This is a genomic window from Pseudonocardia sp. ICBG601 (assembly GCF_020496245.1).
Map to the genome: position 1 here is coordinate 1 of NZ_JAHLJA010000032.1, position 15,921 is coordinate 15,921.

Sequence of the window (15,921 nt, forward strand, 5' to 3'; positions counted from 1 at the left end):
CACCACTACAACTTCCCGCCGTACTCGACCGGTGAGACCGGTCGCGTCGGCTCGCCGAAGCGCCGCGAGATCGGCCACGGCGCGCTCGCCGAGCGGGCCCTGATCCCGGTCCTGCCGAACCGCGAGGAGTTCCCCTACGCGATCCGCCAGGTCTCCGAGGCCCTCGGCTCGAACGGCTCGACCTCGATGGGCTCGGTCTGCGCGTCCACGATGTCGCTGCTCAACGCCGGTGTTCCGCTGAAGGCGCCGGTCGCGGGCATCGCGATGGGCCTGGTGTCCGACGAGGTCGACGGCCAGACGCGCTACGTCGCGCTGACCGACATCCTCGGTGCCGAGGACGCCTTCGGCGACATGGACTTCAAGGTCGCCGGCACCAAGGAGTTCGTCACGGCGCTGCAGCTGGACACCAAGCTGGACGGCATCCCGTCCGAGGTGCTCGCCGCCGCGCTGAACCAGGCCAAGGACGCCCGCCTGACCATCCTCGAGGTGATCGGCGAGGCCATCGACGGCCCGGACGAGATGAGCAAGTACGCGCCGCGGGTCACCGCGGTGAAGGTCCCGGTCGACAAGATCGGCGAGGTCATCGGCCCGAAGGGCAAGATGATCAACTCGATCACCGAGAAGACCGGCGCCGACATCTCGATCGAGGACGACGGCACGATCTACGTCGGTGCGAACGACGGCCCCTCCGCGGAGGAGGCGATCGGCATGATCAACGCGATCGCCAACCCGCAGCTGCCGAAGGTCGGCGAGCGCTTCCTGGGCACGGTGGTCAAGGCCGCCGCGTTCGGTGCCTTCGTCTCGCTGGTCCCCGGCAAGGACGGCCTGGTCCACATCTCGAAGCTCGGCAACGGGAAGCGGATCAGCAAGGTCGAGGACGTCGTCAAGGTCGGCGACAAGCTGCGCGTCGAGGTCACCGACATCGACAACCGCGGCAAGATCTCGCTGATCCCGGTGGTCGACGAGTCCGCGGTCGCGGAGGCGCCCGTCGAGGGTGTCGTCGACGCCGAGGCTCCGGCCGAGGCCGCCGCCAACCCGAGCTGAACTGTTGGCATCTGAGAACGACCACGCGACGGCGGCCCGGGACTCCTCCCGGGCCGCCGCCCGTGTGTCCCCGCTCCCCGACGGCGACACCGGTGACACCGTCCGCCGCAGCGATCTGCCCGGCGGGGTGCGGCTGGTCACCGAGGCCGTGCCCGGGGTCCGCTCGGTGGCACTCGGCATCTGGATCGGGATCGGCTCGGTCGACGAGACCCCCGAGCAGGCCGGCGCCGCGCACTTCCTGGAACACCTGCTGTTCAAGGGCACCCGGCGGCGCACCGCGGCGGGCATCGCCGAGGAGATGGACGCCGTCGGCGGTGAGCTGAACGCGTTCACCGCCAAGGAGCACACCTGCTACTACGCCCACGTCCTCGACACCGACGTGGCGCTCGCGGTGGACGTGCTGGCCGACGTCGTCACCGACGCCGAGCTGGCGCACACCGACGTCGAGCTGGAACGCGGCGTCGTGCTCGAGGAGATCTCGATGCGCGACGACGACCCGGAGGACCTGCTCGGCGACCTGTTCGACGAGACCCTGTTCGGCGACCACCCGCTGGGGCGCCCGGTGATCGGCTCCGAGGAGTCGGTCCGGGCGATGAGCCGCGACACCCTGCACAGCTTCTGGCGCGGGGAGTACACGGCGCCGCGGATGGTCGTCGCCGCGGCCGGGAACCTCGACCACTCCCACGTCGCCGAGCTCGTGGCCGCCGCCCTCGGCGCGGCCGCGCGGCACCACGAGGGGGCCCGTCCGGTGCCCCCGCGCAGCGCCACCGGTGTCCGCCCGGTCCGCACCGGTGCCCTCGGGCTGCTCGACGACGAGTCCGAGCAGGCCCACGTGATGCTCGGCGTGCCCACCGCGGGCCGCGCCGGCCGCGGCCTCCCGGTGCTCGCCGTCCTCAACTCCGCCCTCGGCGGGGGGCTGTCCTCGCGGCTGTTCCAGCAGGTCCGGGAGCAGCGCGGGCTGGCCTACCAGGTCTACTCCTCGACGGTGCGCTACGCCGACGCCGGCGCGCTGTCGGTGTACGCCGGATGCGCCCCCGAACGCCTCGGCGAGGTCGTGGCCGTGGTGCGCGACGTGCTCGGCGAGGTCGCGGCCGACGGTCTGACCGAGGCGGAGGTCGTCCGTGCCCAGGGCGCCCTGCGCGGGGGACTGGTGCTGGGCTGTGAGGACACCGCGTCGCGGATGAACCGGCTCGGCCGCGCCGAGCTGGACCACGGTCGGCAGCGGTCGCTGGCCGACAGCCTCGCCCGCATCGACGCCGTCACCCCGGGCGAGGTCGCGGCGTTGGCCGCGGACCTGCTGGCCCAGCCGCTGACGGCGGCGGTCGTGGGGCCCTACGCCGATGTCGACGACCTCCCGGTCGCCCTGCGCGACCTGGCCTGACGCCACCCTTGCGGCCGCCCTCAGGGGCACACGAGGGCCTCCCAGGCGCTCCCAGGGTCACCCTCGTGGCGTCTAGGGCAACGAGGGTGACCCTGGGAGCGGGACGCGGGGTGGCCAGGACGCCGGTGCCACGACGCGGGTGCCACGACGCGGGGGAGCCCCGGACCGGGTGGTCCGGGGCTCCCCGGCGTGATGATGCCGGTGGGTCAGCTGCCGTTCTGCCAGCCGAGGGTCTCGGGCAGCGGCGGGAACGCGAACAGCGCCGAACCCCAGTTCGCAAGGCCGGGCTTGGTTGCCCAGATGCTCGGACCGGAGTAGACCGGGAGCACGCCATAGGTGGCGAGCGCCTTCTTCTCGGCCACGTTGGCGGCGGCGTACTGCTCGTCGGCGGTCGGCAGGGTGTTGACCTTGCGCAGCTCGGCGTCGAGTTCCTTGCTACCGGTCCCGGAGCGGTTCAGCTGCGAGTCCGAGCAGTACTGCTGGCAGATGTAGGCCACGCCGTACGGGTCGGTGGACTTGAACCCGAGGAAGACCATGTCGAACTCCTTGTTCGACAGGATCTTCGAGAAGTCGGTCGAGGGCACGACGCGGACCTGCATGTCGATGCCGACGTTCTTCAGCATCGCGACGAGCGCACCCGAGGTGGCCCGCTTGGTCGGGGTGTCTCCGGTCTGGACGTAGGAGAAGGTCAGCTTCTGCCCGTCCTTGGCGCGGATCCCGTCCGGACCTGCGACCCAGCCCGCCGCGTCCAGATCCCGCTTGACGGCCTCCGGGTCGAAGGTGACGGCGCTCGCGAGGTTGTCCTCGTAGCCCTTCTGATAGGGCTGCAGCTCGTGAGCGACCCGCTCGGGGTCTCGGTGTAGTCCAGGCCCTGGAAGGTGATCTTCGCGATCTGCTGGCGGTCGACCGAGTCGAAGATCGCCTTGCGGACCACGGGGTCCTTCAGGACCGGGGTGGTGCTGTTCAGCATCAGCAGGTAGTTCGCCGGGGTGCGGAGATGCGGATGTCGGCGTTCGGCACGGAGCGGGCCTGGGCGAGCAAGTCCGCGGTCTCGGCCTCGGTCGCGTCGAGCTGACCGTTGCGGAACGCGTTGATCTTGGCCTGCTGCTCCATCTGCACCAGGGTGATGCGGTCGAGCTTGCCCTTCTTGCCCCACCACTTCGGGTTGCGCTCGAAGGTGATCGTGGCGTTCTGCTTGTCGTAGTTCGCCACGGTGTACGGGCCCGCTCCCCACTCGGGGTGCGGGTTGTTCAGGTAGCCCTTGTTGAAGACGTCGGGGGTGGCCGCCTTCGGGTGCACGAGGTAGTTGAACAGGCTCGGCCACCACGGGTTGGGCCCGTTGAAGGCGACGACGGCCTGCTTGTCGTCGGCACCGCGGGTCACCGAGGCGATCCGGTCGTAGCCGTCGGTCGAGCTCGGGATGAACGCGGTGTCCTTCCCGTTGTTGGCCTTCCAGGTCGACTCGAAGGCCCGCCAGTCGATCGGCGTGCCGTCGTTGAAGACGGCCTTCGGGTTGATCGTGTAGGTGACGGTGGTCTTCCGCCGCTGTCGACCGGCTCGCCTTCGTCACGTAGTCGGGGTTGACGATCGGGTCCCCGGTCGGGCTGAACGAGATCACCACGGGGTGTAGAAGGTCCAGGAGAGCCGGGTGTCGGTGGTGGAGTCTCCTGTGAAGTAGTTGAACTGCGGGTTCAGGTCCGAGCGGAACGGCAGGGTGACCTGGCCGCCGTCCTTGACGTTCTCGTAGGGCTGGGCGTTGTACGACGGCGTCCGTCGACAGCGACTCGGCCGTCTGCGCGGGCCCGCCGGAGCCAACCTCCGCCCCAGCCCGCCAGCACCAGGGCCAGCGCGCGACGGCGGCGGTGGTCGCCCCGCGTCGGATGGGTCTGCGCATGTCTCTCCTTCGTTCGGTTCCCGGTCGGGTCGAGGTGGGGCAGCGGAAGTGGCAGGCGTTTGCGGTGGTCGGAGGTCGGCGTCGCTCGCGCCGTCCTTGACCAGGAGCTCGGGGGTCTCGCGGCACAGCGCGAGCGCTCCTGCTCGGACAGCGTCCGGGCCAGCGGGCAGCGGCCCAGGAACGCGCAGCCCGGCGCGTCGTCGGTCGGGCTGGGCAGGTCCCCGGAGAGCACACCCGCTGCCGGGTCCGTTCGACCTGCGGGTCCGGCACCGGGATCGCCGACAGCAGCGCCTGGGTGTAGGATGCTGCGGGTTGCCGAACACGTCGGCGACCGCGCCGGACTCCACGATCCGGCCCAGGTACATGACGCGACCGACCCGGTCCGCGACGTGCCGCACCACCGACAGGTCGTGCGCGACGGAACAGGTAGCTCAGCCCCAGCTCGCGCTGCAGCTCGGTGAGCAGGTTCAGCACCCCGGCCTGCACCGAGACGTCGAGGGCGGACACCGGCTCGTCGAGCACCAGCAGCGACGGCTTCGTCGCCAGCGCGCGGGCGATCCCGATGCGCTGGCGCTGCCCGCCGGAGAACGCCGCCGGGAACCGGTCGACGTGCTCCGGGTCCAGACCGACCAGCGCCATCAGCTCGTCGACCCGGGTGGCTACCCGGTCCCGGTCGGTCCAGCCGGCCGCCCGCAGCGGCTCGGTGAGGATGTCGCCGACCGTCATGCGCGGGCGAGCGCGCCCATCGGGTCCTGGAACACGATCTGGATCTCGCGCCGCAGCGCGGCGATGTCGCTGCGGCCCGCGCAGCGTGGCGACGTCGGTTCCGGCGATCTCGATCGTTCCCGCTCTCCGGCGGGAGCAGGTTCATGATCTCCAGCAGCGTCGTGGTCTTGCCGCAGCCGGACTCGCCGACCAGGCCGAGGGTCTCACCGCGCCGGATGTCGAGGTCCACGTCGGCGACGGCCGTGCACCGTGCCGACCCGGCGTCGCACCAGGGACCCCTTCATGAGGGGGAACGTCCTGCGCAGGTGGCTCACCGACAGCACACGCGGGGCGGCTCTCGCGGTCGCCGGTGCGGTCGTCGTCGAGGAGGAGGTCCGAACGGCGAACACGGGCTCGCCGTCGATCGCACCGTCGACGATCTCACCGGTCCGCACGCAGGCCGGCGGCGTGGTCGTCGCGACCCGGGACGGGCCGAAGCGGCGGCTCGGCGGTGCGGCAGGCATCGACGGCGACCGGGCAGCGCGGCGCGAAGGGGGCAGCCCGTCGGCAGGTCGGTCGGTGCGGGCGGGCTGCCGGGCACCGGGACAGCGGGCGCCGCTCGACGCTGTCGACGCGGGGGACCGCGCCGAGCAGACCGATCGTGTACGGCATCCGCGGCGCGGCGAAACAGCTCGTCCACCGGGGCCGTCCTCGACCGGGCGCCCGGCGTACATGACGAGCACGTCGTCGGCGACCCCGGCGACCACCCCCAGGTCGTTGGGTGATCATGACGACGGCGGCGCCGGTCTCGTCGCGTGCCACCTTCAGCACGTCGAGGATCTGGGCCTGCACGGTGACGTCCAGGGCGGTCGTCGGCCTCGTCGGCGATGATCACGACGGGTCGTTCGCGATCGCCATCGCGATCATGACGCGCTGGCGCATGCCGCCCGAGAACTCGTGCGGGAAGGCGCGCACGCGTCGTCGGGGGTCCGGGGATGCCGACCAGGTCGAGCAGCTCGACCAGCCCGCTCGCACGCCCCCGGGCCTTCGCGCGGCCGATGTCGCGGTGATCTGCATGGCCTCGACGAGCTGGTCGCCGACGGTGAAGATCGGCGTCAGCGAGGACAGCGGGTCCTGGAAGATCATCCCGATGTCGTTGCCGCGGATCCCGGACAGGTCCTCGTCGGACAGTCCGACCAGCTCGCGGCCGGCCAGGGTGATCGAGCCCGTCACCGACGCCGTCTCGGGCAGCAGGCCCATCACCGCCAGCGAGGTCACCGACTTGCCGGATCGGACTCGCCGACGATGCCGAGCGTGCGCCCGGGCAACAGGTCGAAGTCGACGCCGCGGACGGCCGCCACCCGGCCGGCCTCGGAGGGAAACGCGACGGTCAGGTCGCGCACGGACAGCACGGGGGCGTTCATGCGCTGCCTCCGGCCCGGGAGGTCGGGTCGAGGGCGTCGCGCAGGCCGTCGCCGACGAACGCGAGCGACGCGGTCAGCAGCACCAGCAGCACCGACGGCACGATGAAGATCCACGGCGCGGTCGCCATCGACGAGCCGCCGTCGGCGAGCATCGTGCCCAGCGAGACGTCGGGGATCTGCACGCCGAACCCGATGAACGACAGCGCGGTCTCGCTCTGCACGGTGCTCGCCACGTTCAGGGTGAAGGTGACGATGAGCAGCGAGCCGATGTTCGGGATGAGGTGGCGGAAGACGATCCCGGCCCGGACACCCCCATGAAGCGGGTGGCCGAGACGTACTCGCGTTCGCGCAGCGTCGTCGCGACGGTCCAGACCACGCGGGCGGTGGTCATCCAGCCCAGCAGGGTCAGGGCGACGATCAGGATCCGGTAGTCGCCCGACCCCCACTGGGAGGCCAGCGCCAGGATCAGGAACGACGGCACCACCATCAGGAAGTGGACGACCGTGAGCAGGACGCGCTCGCCGCGCCGGGCCCAGGTCCGCCCGCCGCCCAGGTAGGCCGCGCCCGCCCCGACCACCGCGGCGATCAGGGTGGTCAGCAGCGAGACCGTGACGGCGATGGTCAGGGAGCGCTGCAGGCCGTGCACGGCCTGGGCGTAGACGTCGTTGCCGCCGGCCGTGGTGCCCAGCGGGTGGTCCAGCGACGGCGCCGCGGTCAGCGCCGCGAAGTCGACGTCGGTGTGGTCGTAGGGGGAGAGGAACCCGCCGACCAGGGAGAACAGCACCAGCAGGCCGAAGACGACCAGGCCTGCCATCGCGGGCCGGTTGCGCCGGTAGCGACGCCACACCAGCGCGGCGCGCGCACCCCGGCGACGACGGGGTGCGCCCGGCTCCGGGGCGCCGTCGGCACCGTCGGAGACGGTGGGGGCGAGCTCGGGCATGTTCAGGCTCATGTCAGTTCACCCGCACCCTCGGGTCGAGGGCGACGACCGCGATGTCGGCGAGCATGGCGCCGACCGCCGTCGTCACCGCGCCGAACGCCGCCGTGGCGACGACGCCGTGGATGTCGTTGGTCGAGATGGTGCGGATGAAGTAGTCGCCCATGCCCTGCCAGGCGAAGGTCTTCTCGGTGATCACCGCACCGGTGAACAGCGCCGGGATCGCGAACGCCACCTGAGTCGCCACCGGGATCATCGAGCTGCGCAGCCCGTGACGCCGGATGGCCTGCCTGCGGGTCAGCCCCTTGGCCCGGGCGGTCCGCACGTAGTCGGAGTTGACCACGTCGAGCAGCATCGAGCGCTGCAGCAGGTGGTAACCCGCGTAGGAGATGATCAGCAGCGAGATCGTCGGCAGCACGAGGTGCTGGGCCCGGTCGACCAGCAGCGGCCAGAACCGGTGACCCCGGGCGACTCGGACCCCGCGACGTAGAACAGCGTCCCGCCGACACCCTGGTTGATCGCGATGGCGACGAACACGACCGCCAGCGCCGCGACCGCCGACGGGATGTTCAGGGTGAACACCGAGGTCAGCTGGGCGGCGCGGTCACCGAGCCGGTACTGGCGCTGGGCCGAGTAGACCCCGAGCGCCACCCCGATCACGATCGACAGCAGCAGCGAGAAGAACACCAGCTGCCCGGACACCACGACACGGAACGCCACCTGCGCGTTCACCGGGTCGCCGATCGGGCTGGTGCCCCAGTCCCAGCGGGTCACGATCCCGGTGATCCAGATCCACCACCGCTCCAGGACCGGGACGTTCGAGTCCAGGTTGTACTGGCCCAGCGACCGGGCGATCTCCGCGTCGGTGCGCGGCGGTCGCAACTGCAGGTAGTTGACCCGGGGGTCGAGGAAGGAGTTCGCGAGGAAGTAGACCAGGTTGGTCGCGACGACGATCATCGCGAGCCACCCGGCGCCCCTGCGCAGGAGGTACCGGAGCACGCTGCTCTTCTCTGTTCGTCCGCGGTGCGGTGGTGACCGGCAGCGCGCGGGTGGTGGGACGACCGCAGGTGAGCGGGTGTCACTGTTTCGGGTGACATCGAGGCTGGCACGCCAGTACCAGAAGTTGGTAGTCCCGGCTCACAGCGTTTACCCACTCGTGATGATGACACCCTCCCGTCGCCGCGGGTTCGTCCGAGGGAATCGCCGGACCTGCTGGCAGGCTGGGCGCCATGACCGCCCTCGCCGTCGTCGCCGGCCTGATGATGCTCGTCGGCCTGGCCGGGATCGTGCTGCCCGTCCTGCCCGGGCCGCTGCTGATCGTCGGCGGGGTCGCGGTCTGGGCGGTCCCGCGCGGCGATGCGGTCGGCTGGTGGGTTCTCGGCATCGCGGTGCTCGTCACCGTCGCCGGCCAGGTCGCGAAGTACCTGCTCCCCGGACGCCGGCTCAAGGCCGCCGGGGTCCCCACCCGCACCCTGTTCGCCGGGCTCGTGCTGGGCGTCGTCGGGTTCTTCGTCGTGCCCGTGGTCGGGCTGTTCCTCGGGTTCGTGCTCGGGGTCTGGCTGGCCGAGCTCGCCCGTCTGCCCGACGCCGCCACCGCCTGGCGCTCGGCACGCGAGGCGCTCGCCGCCGTGGGCTGGAGCATCCTGATCGAGCTCGCCGCGGGGCTGGTCACGGTCGCGGTGTGGATCGGCGGCCTCGTCGTAGGGTGACGCCCGTGAGCACGGACACGGTGACGATCAAGGTGGCGGTCCTCGGCGCGAAGGGCCGGATGGGCAGCGAGGTGTGCCGGGCGGTCGAGGCCGCCGAGGACACCGAGCTGGTCGCCGCGCTGGACGCGGGCGACGACCTGTCCGCCCTCGACCGCGCCGACGTCGCCGTCGACTTCACCCACCCCGGCGCCGCGATCGCCAACATCCGCGAGTGCCTGGCGCGCGGGGTCGCCCCGGTCGTCGGGACCAGCGGCTTCGACGCCGCCAAGTTCGACGAGGTCCGCGCGATCCTCGACGAGCACGGCTCGGGCAGCGTGCTCGTCGCCCCGAACTTCGGGGTCGGCGCCGTGCTGATGATGCACTTCGCGGCACAGGCCGCCCGCTTCTTCGACTCCGCCGAGGTCATCGAGCTGCACCACGCCGGCAAGGTCGACGCCCCGTCCGGCACCGCCGCGCGGACCGCGTCGGTGATCGGCGCGGCACGGCGCGAGGCCGGCCTCGGCAAGGTTCCCGACGCCACCACCGACGACCCGCACGGCGCCCGTGGCGCGGTCGTCGAGGGCATCCACGTGCACGCGGTCCGGATGCCCGGGCTGATCGCGCACCAGGAGGTCGTCCTCGGCACCGACGGCGAGGTGTTCACCCTGCGCCACGACTCGATGAACCGGACCAGCTTCATGCCGGGCGTGCTGCTCGCGGTGCGTGCCGTGCGCGAGCGCCCGGGGCTGACGATCGGGCTGGAGCCGCTGCTCGGGCTCGGCTGAGTCCTCAGTCGACCAGGTGCAGGTCCAGCGTCCCGGCGTGGCGGACCTCGCGCAGCGTCGAGGAGCCGGTGTCCAGCGTGCGCACCGCGCCGTCGGGCGCCCAACCGGCGCGGCTGTAGAAGTTCCGTGAGGCGGTGTCGGCCTCGGGCACCCAGGTGCGCCCGGTGTCCGAGCCGGACTCCCGCAGCGCGGCCGCCACGGCGGCGAGCAGCCGCCCGCCGTGCCCGCGCCTGCCCCAGCGCGGCTCCACCAGCAGCGTGCTGACCTCGGCGATCGCCAGACCGTCGGCCCCGGCGTAGCGGGCGGCGGCGGCGAACCCGACGGTCTCGTCCCCCTCGACGGCGACGAACAGGTGGTAGCCGTCGCCGGCGTGCACGGCGTCGCTCCAGTGCGAGCGCGCGGCGTCCGAGGTGAGTCCCGCGAACGCCTCCTCGGGTAGCAGCCCGGCGTAGGCGGTGCGCCAGGTGCGGTCCTGGATCGCCATGATCGCGCCCACGTCGTCGTCGGTGGCGGGGCGGACGGTCGCGGTGGCCATGGGTCATGCCTACCGTGCGACCCCGCGGGCCACGTCACCGCCCGGGTCCACAGCGGGTCCACAGGGCGGTGCGATCCGGGGCCCATGTCCGGTTCCTACCGTCGTTCTCGTTCCGCACGACAGTCCCGCACGACGACGCACCGGAGGACCCGCCATGCCGCGCTACCAGGGCCGTGCCCTGCCCCGCCCCGACGACGAGGTCGTCGACCAGGGTCTCGGGTTCGACCTCGGCACCCTGCTCGGCAGGCGCCGCATGCTGGCCGTGCTCGGCGTCGGCGCCGTCACCGCCGGGCTCGCGGCCTGCGGCACCGCGGCCCCGTCGGCGACGACCGCGACCTCGACCGGCGAGATCCCGGACGAGACGGCGGGCCCGTACCCCGGCGACGGCTCCAACGGCGCGAACGTGCTCACCGAGTCCGGGGTGGTGCGCAGCGACATCCGGTCGAGCTTCGGCAGCGGCTCGGCGACCGCGGCCGGGGTACCGATGACCCTGGAGCTCACGATCACCGACATGGCCGCCGCCGGCATGGCCGGTGCCGCGGTCTACGTCTGGCACTGCGACCGGGAAGGCCGGTACTCCCTGTACTCCGAGGGGCTGGAGGCCGAGAACTACCTGCGGGGGGTCCAGGTCGCCGGCAGCGACGGGGCGGTGCGCTTCACCAGCATCGTCCCGGCCTGCTACGACGGCCGCTGGCCGCACATCCATTTCGAGGTGTACCCCGCGCAGGCCGACATCACCGACGCCGGCAACGCGGTCGCCACCCCCCAGGTGGCCCTCCCGCAGGACGTGTGCGCCGCCGTCTACGCCACCGCCGGCTACGAGCAGTCGGTCACGAACCTGGCGAAGGTCTCGCTCGCCTCCGACACCGTCTTCGGCGACGACGGCGGGGCCCTGCAGCTCGCCACGGTCACCGGCGACCCGACCACGGGCTACACGGTCGCGCTGACCGCAGCCGTCGACGTCACCACCCAGCCGGACGCGGGAGCCGCCCCGGGCGGTGGTCGGCCGGGTGCCGGTGGCCCCCCGCCCGGCAGCTGACCGGCCGGAGGTCACCCGACGCCGTGCCGGATCCTGTCGGTGCCCCGTGGCAGCATCCCGGCCGTGCGCACGATCTCCGCCGACGTCGCCCGTCGGACCTTCCTCGCGGCCCAGGGCTTCACCGATCCACGGCCGTCCGGGCCGGTCACCCGTCGCCACCTCGGCCGGGTGCTGGACCGGGTGAAGCTGCTCCAGCTCGACTCGGTCAACATCGCGGTGCGCGCGCACTACATGCCGCTGTTCAGCAGGCTCGGTGCCTATCCCACCGCCCTCCTCGACGACGCGGCCTGGTCACCGAGCGCGCGGCGACCGCGCCTGCTGGCGGAGACCTGGGCGCACGAGGCGAGTCTGGTCCCGGTCCAGGACATGCCGCTGCTCTCCCACGAGGCGCTGCCGCGGCGCTGGTGGAAGCACTACGGCCCGCTGCTGGAGAAGCACCCGTCCCTGGCGGGGGACATCCTCGACGTGGTGGCGGAGTCCGGGCCGCTGGGCGCCGGTGCGATCGAGAAGGCGCTCGCCCCGCACGGGCGGGCCGGTGAGGTGCGCCCGCGCCCGCCGGGAGCGACCTGGTGGGAGCGGTCGGAGGTCAAGCGGGTCTGCGAGTACCTGTTCGCCGTCGGCGAGCTGGCGGTCGGCACGCGTGTGCACTTCGAGCGCCGCTACGACCTGCCCTCGCGGGTGCTGCCGCCGGAGATCCTCGCGCTGCCCGCCCCCGACCCGGCCGACGCGGCGCGTGAGCTCGTCGCGCGGTCCGCCTCCGCACTGGGGGTCGGTACCGAGACCGACCTGCGCGACTACTACCGGCTCGGCCCGGAACGCACCCGCACCGCGATCGCCGAGCTGGTCGACGCGGGTGCCCTGGAGCCGGTGAGCGTGCGCGGCTGGGACCGGCCCGCCTACCGCGACCCGGCCGCCCGGGTGCCGCGCACGGTGACCGGGCGTGCGCTGCTGTGTCCGTTCGACCCGCTGGTCTGGGAGCGGGGCCGGACCGAGCGGATCTTCGGATTCCGCTACCGCATCGAGATCTACGTGCCGGAGCCGAAGCGGGAGTACGGCTACTACGTCTTCCCGTTCCTGCTCGACGGCGAGCTCGTCGGCCGCGTCGACCTCAAGGCCGACCGGGCGGCCGGCGTGCTGCGGGTGCCCGGGGCGTTCGCCGAGCCCGGGGCCACCGCACCGCGCCCGCGGATCGCCGCCGAGCTGGCCGGTGAGCTCGCGACGATGGCGGGCTGGCTCGGGCTCGACGGCGTCGCCGTGGGGGAGCGGGGCGACCTGGCCGCGGAGCTGCGTGCCGAGGTCGCCGCCCGCTGACGGCTCAGGCGGGGTCGAGACGGAACACCGCGATCGCGTCCAGGTGCTCGGCGACCTGCTCCTCGGTGGCGTCGGCCGGCACCGGGAACGCCGCCAGGGCCCACGGCACATCGAGCGCCCGCAGGTAGCCGACGACGGCCGCCGCGGCCTCGGCGCGGTCGGGCTCCACCGCCCGGTGCGGCTCGTCGCCCGCGGCGGAGCGGATCGCGCACTCCGGCGTCGCCCGCAGGTTGCGCACCCAGTCCCGCCCACCGGTGGGGGAGACCAGGTAGGTGGCACCGTCGTGCCCGACGACGCCGATCGGGGTGTCGCGCGGCTCCCCGCTGCGCCGCCCGCGGGTGCGCAGCACACGCAGTGCATAGCCGCCGTCCGGGACGGGGGCCGGAGGCATCTGCAGGACCCGGGCGGTCATGGAGGCGTTCGTCGCGGCGATCTCGGTGCGGTCCACGACGCCGATCCTACGCCGGTATCTCGCTCGCCGATCATCTCGACGAGCGAGATACCTGGTGTGGGTCAGACCGCCACGGAGGCGCGGGTCACCAGGACGTCACCGCTGCCGGTGCGCCCGGACAGCCGCACCGCCGGCGCCGTCGGCGGGGTGTCGTGGCGGACGTCGAGCTCGGAGCGGGCACGGCCCGACCCGGTCGACAGGTCCAGCTCGGCGGCGACACCGGAGTGCACCCCGACCCGGACCGACCCCGACCCGGTGCCGAGGCGGACGTCACCGGACCCCGCATCGGCGACGACCACGTCCCCCGACCCCGAGCGCACCTCCAGGTCCGCCGTGAGCTCGCCGACACGGATGTCGCCGCTGCCGGTCCGGATGCGCGACGCGCCGCCGAGCGATCCGGCCTCGACCCCGCCGGAGCCGGCACGCAGGTGGGCCCGGCCGGAGCACGTGCCCAGGTCGATCGACCCCGCACCGGTGGTGACGTCGGCGTCGCCGTGCACCTCGGCGAGCCGGGCCGCACCGGACCCGGTCCGCACCGCGGCCCAGGACGCGCGGCCGGTCAGCTCGACCGAAGCCGCGCCGGTCCGTACCGCGGGCCGCGACCCGGCGGGCGCGGAGATGGTCACCACCAGCGGCACTGCGCCGAGGGCGGCGTCGTCCGGACCGCGCACCACCAGGCGTCGCGTCGCCGCCGACCACTCGACGGTGACGGCGTCGACGGCGTCGGCCGAGGGATCTCCGGTGGCCTCCCAGGGGGCACCGACGATCGGGTCGAACCCGCGCCCGGACCAGCCCGCCCCGGCCTGGGGGACGCCGGCGCGGCCGGTCATCGAGCTGCCGATCCAGTCCAGCAGCCCACCGAGGCCGCCGGACCAGGGTGCGGCGCTGCGGTCGGCGGTGATCTCCGCGCGCACCTCGTCGGCGCCGTCGACCAGGTCGATCCGGACCCGGCCTGCGCCGGTCGTCACCTCGATCTCGGCGGCACCGGCGCAGTCGAACCGCTCGGCGCGGGAGGGTGTGCCGGTGCCGGCGTCCCCGGTGCCCGCACCGCCGGGGGCCGTGTCGCCGGTCGACGAGTGACCGGTCGGCGGGTGGCCGGCGTCGCCGTTGCTCGCACCGGTGGCGCCGGCGCCGGTGCCGTCGGTGTGGGCGCCGCCGCCGTGCGTGGCGTCACCGCCGGCGTCGTCCGGCCCGACGGGGCCGGTCTGCTCGTCGCTCATCCCTGCACCCATCCCTTCAGGCTGCGCCCGTCGCGGTGCGGTCGGCCGGTGCGCCCCTCCGCGCCGGCCAGTGCCCCTTGCACGGCCTGGGACACCCAGGTGTTGAGCGAGACGCCCTGCGACTGGGCGGCCCGCTCGGCCTGGGCCTTGATCTGCTCGACGATGCGCAGGGTGACCCGGCTGATGTCACCGGCGTCGCCGGAGAACGGCGATCCGCCGGTCGCCGGGCCGCCGGAGGAGGTCGGACCACCGGAGGCGGCGGTGCCGCCGAACGGGGACGTCCCCTCGCCCGCCGGAGCGGGGTCCGGGGTGGGTGCGTGTCCGGGCTCCGGGTCGCCGCCGGACACCGACACGCGCACCTCCCGGCCGTGCAGGCGGACCTCGACAGAACGGTCGCCGAGCGCGGCGGTCGCCTCCGAGGCCAGGTCCGACAGTGCGTTCATGATCGCGAGCCGGGCTGCGGGCTCGATCGCGGAGCCGAGCAGTGCCGCGGTGCGGCGGGTCTGCTCGTCGCCCGCGGCCGCCGCGGCGGCGAGGTCGTCGCGCAGCTGCGCGACGTACGGCGTGAGGTCCATGACACCACTATGGCGTCACTGATGACATCACGCCACCGGTTCGTGGCGTCGGCCGCGACGTCGCAGCGTACCGGGGGTGCCGTGGCCGCCACCGTGGGTGCGGGCGCGGGGCCCGGCGGGTGCCGGGCACACCGGTCGTTACCCTCGCGGCATGCCGGAGACCGCGCCGAAGACCGTCCCGCTGACCGTGCAGCTCGTCGCGAAGACCGAGTTCACCCCGCCCGCGGACGTCCCGTGGTCCACCGACGCCGACGGCGGCCAGGCGCTGGCCGAGTTCGCCGGTCGCGCGTGCTACCAGTCGTGGGGCAAGCCGAACCCGCGCACCGCGACCAACGCCGGCTACATCGCCCACATCCTCGAGGTCGGGCACCTCTCGGTCCTCGAGCACGGCTCGGTCAGCTTCTACCTGACCGGCATCTCGCGCTCGCTGACCCACGAGCTGATCCGGCACCGGCACTTCTCCTACTCCCAGCTCTCCCAGCGCTACGTCCCCGAGCGGGACGCCGCGATGGTCGAGCCGGACGTCATCGCCCAGGACCCGGAGCTGCACGAGCTGTTCCTGCAGGCCTCGGCCGACGCGCTCGCCTCCTACGAGAAGCTCCTCGAGGGGCTCGAGGCGCGCTTCGCCGACGTGCCGAACGGGACGCTGCGGCGCAAGCAGGCCCGTCAGGCCGCGCGGTCGGTGCTGCCGAACGCGACCGAGACCAAGATCGTCGTGACCGGGAACTACCGGGCGTGGCGGCACTTCATCGCGATGCGCGCCTCCGAGGCCGCCGACGTCGAGATCCGCAAGCTCGCCGTCGAGTGCCTGCGCCAGCTGCAGGCCGAGGTCCCGAACGTGTTCGCGGACTTCCAGATCCAGACCCTCGCCGACGGGACCGAGATCGCCTCCAGCCCGCTGGTCGCGGAAGGCTGAGCGAGGCTTGCCGAGC

Annotated in this window: 22 protein-coding genes and 2 pseudogenes; 7 read left to right on the forward strand and 17 right to left on the reverse strand. The window is 73.1% G+C overall.

The window, feature by feature from the left end; all coding sequences use genetic code 11:
• Together KPL57_RS11550 and KPL57_RS11555 are read left to right on the forward strand one after the other, a co-directional pair.
• On the forward strand, positions 1-1,044 hold a 1,044-nt coding region (locus KPL57_RS11550; protein ID WP_226351599.1), incomplete at its 5' end, for a polyribonucleotide nucleotidyltransferase.
• Between the two features lie 64 nt (positions 1,045-1,108).
• Positions 1,109-2,425, forward strand: a complete 1,317-nt coding sequence (locus KPL57_RS11555) for a pitrilysin family protein (RefSeq protein WP_226351658.1) — start codon at positions 1,109-1,111, stop codon at positions 2,423-2,425.
• 206 nt (positions 2,426-2,631) lie between these two features.
• Here KPL57_RS11555 and KPL57_RS11560 read toward each other — a convergent pair whose 3' ends face one another.
• From KPL57_RS11560 to KPL57_RS11615, 13 genes and pseudogenes are all read right to left on the reverse strand, one after another.
• Positions 2,632-3,255, reverse strand: a complete 624-nt coding sequence (locus tag KPL57_RS11560) for an ABC transporter substrate-binding protein (protein ID WP_226351659.1) — start codon at positions 3,253-3,255, stop codon at positions 2,632-2,634.
• 139 nt (positions 3,256-3,394) lie between these two features.
• A complete protein-coding gene (locus tag KPL57_RS11565) occupies positions 3,395-3,943 on the reverse strand; it encodes an ABC transporter substrate-binding protein (RefSeq protein ID WP_226351660.1) in 549 nt (182 codons plus the stop codon).
• Between the two features lie 96 nt (positions 3,944-4,039).
• Positions 4,040-4,240 (reverse strand): hypothetical protein, encoded by a 201-nt coding sequence (locus KPL57_RS11570; RefSeq protein WP_226351600.1) that lies wholly within the window; start codon positions 4,238-4,240, stop codon positions 4,040-4,042.
• Positions 4,241-4,883: 643 nt separating this feature from the next.
• Positions 4,884-5,159 (reverse strand): annotated as a pseudogene (locus tag KPL57_RS72015) (peptide ABC transporter ATP-binding protein); the annotation flags it as partial.
• Between the two features lie 55 nt (positions 5,160-5,214).
• Positions 5,215-5,274, reverse strand: a pseudogene (locus KPL57_RS72020) (hypothetical protein); the annotation flags it as partial.
• Positions 5,249-5,548 (reverse strand): hypothetical protein, encoded by a 300-nt coding sequence (locus KPL57_RS11585; protein WP_226351664.1) that lies wholly within the window; start codon positions 5,546-5,548, stop codon positions 5,249-5,251. The pseudogene KPL57_RS72020 and the gene KPL57_RS11585, both read right to left, overlap by 26 nt.
• A complete protein-coding gene (locus KPL57_RS11590; RefSeq protein WP_226351661.1) occupies positions 5,466-5,813 on the reverse strand; it encodes a hypothetical protein in 348 nt (115 codons plus the stop codon). The genes KPL57_RS11585 and KPL57_RS11590 overlap by 83 nt, the downstream gene beginning before the upstream one ends.
• A gap of 102 nt (positions 5,814-5,915) precedes the next feature.
• A complete protein-coding gene (locus KPL57_RS11595; protein ID WP_226351601.1) occupies positions 5,916-6,302 on the reverse strand; it encodes an ATP-binding cassette domain-containing protein in 387 nt (128 codons plus the stop codon).
• A complete protein-coding gene (locus KPL57_RS11600; protein WP_226351602.1) occupies positions 6,299-6,448 on the reverse strand; it encodes a hypothetical protein in 150 nt (49 codons plus the stop codon). The genes KPL57_RS11595 and KPL57_RS11600 overlap by 4 nt, the downstream gene beginning before the upstream one ends.
• The gene (locus tag KPL57_RS66290) at positions 6,445-6,744 is read right to left on the reverse strand and encodes an ABC transporter permease subunit (RefSeq protein WP_308252850.1); all 300 of its coding nucleotides are present in this window, start codon (positions 6,742-6,744) and stop codon (positions 6,445-6,447) included. The genes KPL57_RS11600 and KPL57_RS66290 overlap by 4 nt, the downstream gene beginning before the upstream one ends.
• On the reverse strand, positions 6,684-7,400 hold the full coding sequence (locus KPL57_RS11605) for an ABC transporter permease (RefSeq protein WP_264197995.1): 717 nt from the start codon (positions 7,398-7,400) through the stop codon (positions 6,684-6,686). The genes KPL57_RS66290 and KPL57_RS11605 overlap by 61 nt, the downstream gene beginning before the upstream one ends.
• Position 7,401: 1 nt before the next feature.
• Entirely contained in the window at positions 7,402-7,803 is a 402-nt protein-coding gene (locus KPL57_RS11610; protein ID WP_308252848.1) for an ABC transporter permease, read from the reverse strand.
• The gene (locus tag KPL57_RS11615; protein ID WP_226351603.1) at positions 7,779-8,384 is read right to left on the reverse strand and encodes a hypothetical protein; all 606 of its coding nucleotides are present in this window, start codon (positions 8,382-8,384) and stop codon (positions 7,779-7,781) included. The genes KPL57_RS11610 and KPL57_RS11615 overlap by 25 nt, the downstream gene beginning before the upstream one ends.
• A gap of 230 nt (positions 8,385-8,614) precedes the next feature.
• Between KPL57_RS11615 and KPL57_RS11620 the strand changes: the two genes are divergently transcribed.
• The gene (locus KPL57_RS11620; protein WP_226351604.1) at positions 8,615-9,094 is read left to right on the forward strand and encodes a DUF456 domain-containing protein; all 480 of its coding nucleotides are present in this window, start codon (positions 8,615-8,617) and stop codon (positions 9,092-9,094) included.
• 5 nt (positions 9,095-9,099) lie between these two features.
• On the forward strand, positions 9,100-9,858 hold the full coding sequence (gene dapB / locus KPL57_RS11625; RefSeq protein ID WP_226351605.1) for a 4-hydroxy-tetrahydrodipicolinate reductase: 759 nt from the start codon (positions 9,100-9,102) through the stop codon (positions 9,856-9,858).
• Positions 9,859-9,862: 4 nt separating this feature from the next.
• Here the strand turns inward: dapB and KPL57_RS11630 are convergent, their stop codons facing one another.
• A complete protein-coding gene (locus tag KPL57_RS11630) occupies positions 9,863-10,393 on the reverse strand; it encodes a GNAT family N-acetyltransferase (RefSeq protein ID WP_020627869.1) in 531 nt (176 codons plus the stop codon).
• A gap of 154 nt (positions 10,394-10,547) precedes the next feature.
• Here KPL57_RS11630 and KPL57_RS11635 point away from each other — a divergent pair, with 154 nt between their 5' ends.
• Complete coding sequence (locus KPL57_RS11635) at positions 10,548-11,432, forward strand: 3,4-dioxygenase subunit beta (protein WP_226351606.1); 885 nt, start codon at positions 10,548-10,550, stop codon at positions 11,430-11,432.
• A 63-nt stretch (positions 11,433-11,495) separates the two neighbouring features.
• A complete protein-coding gene (locus KPL57_RS11640) occupies positions 11,496-12,743 on the forward strand; it encodes a winged helix-turn-helix domain-containing protein (RefSeq protein WP_226351607.1) in 1,248 nt (415 codons plus the stop codon).
• Between the two features lie 4 nt (positions 12,744-12,747).
• On the opposite strand, the gene KPL57_RS11645 is transcribed toward KPL57_RS11640, so the two are convergent.
• The 3 genes from KPL57_RS11645 to KPL57_RS11655 form a co-directional block, all read right to left on the reverse strand.
• Positions 12,748-13,191, reverse strand: a complete 444-nt coding sequence (locus KPL57_RS11645) for a nitroreductase family deazaflavin-dependent oxidoreductase (RefSeq protein ID WP_139318968.1) — start codon at positions 13,189-13,191, stop codon at positions 12,748-12,750.
• A gap of 65 nt (positions 13,192-13,256) precedes the next feature.
• The gene (locus KPL57_RS11650; protein WP_226351608.1) at positions 13,257-14,414 is read right to left on the reverse strand and encodes a DUF4097 domain-containing protein; all 1,158 of its coding nucleotides are present in this window, start codon (positions 14,412-14,414) and stop codon (positions 13,257-13,259) included.
• Positions 14,411-14,989, reverse strand: coding sequence for a toxin-antitoxin system HicB family antitoxin (locus KPL57_RS11655; protein WP_226351609.1), 579 nt, complete (start codon positions 14,987-14,989; stop codon positions 14,411-14,413). Before KPL57_RS11655 ends, KPL57_RS11650 begins: the two co-directional genes overlap by 4 nt.
• Positions 14,990-15,140: 151 nt before the next feature.
• Here KPL57_RS11655 and thyX point away from each other — a divergent pair, with 151 nt between their 5' ends.
• The gene (thyX, locus tag KPL57_RS11660) at positions 15,141-15,905 is read left to right on the forward strand and encodes an FAD-dependent thymidylate synthase (RefSeq protein ID WP_020627863.1); all 765 of its coding nucleotides are present in this window, start codon (positions 15,141-15,143) and stop codon (positions 15,903-15,905) included.
• Positions 15,906-15,921: the final 16 nt, after the last annotated feature.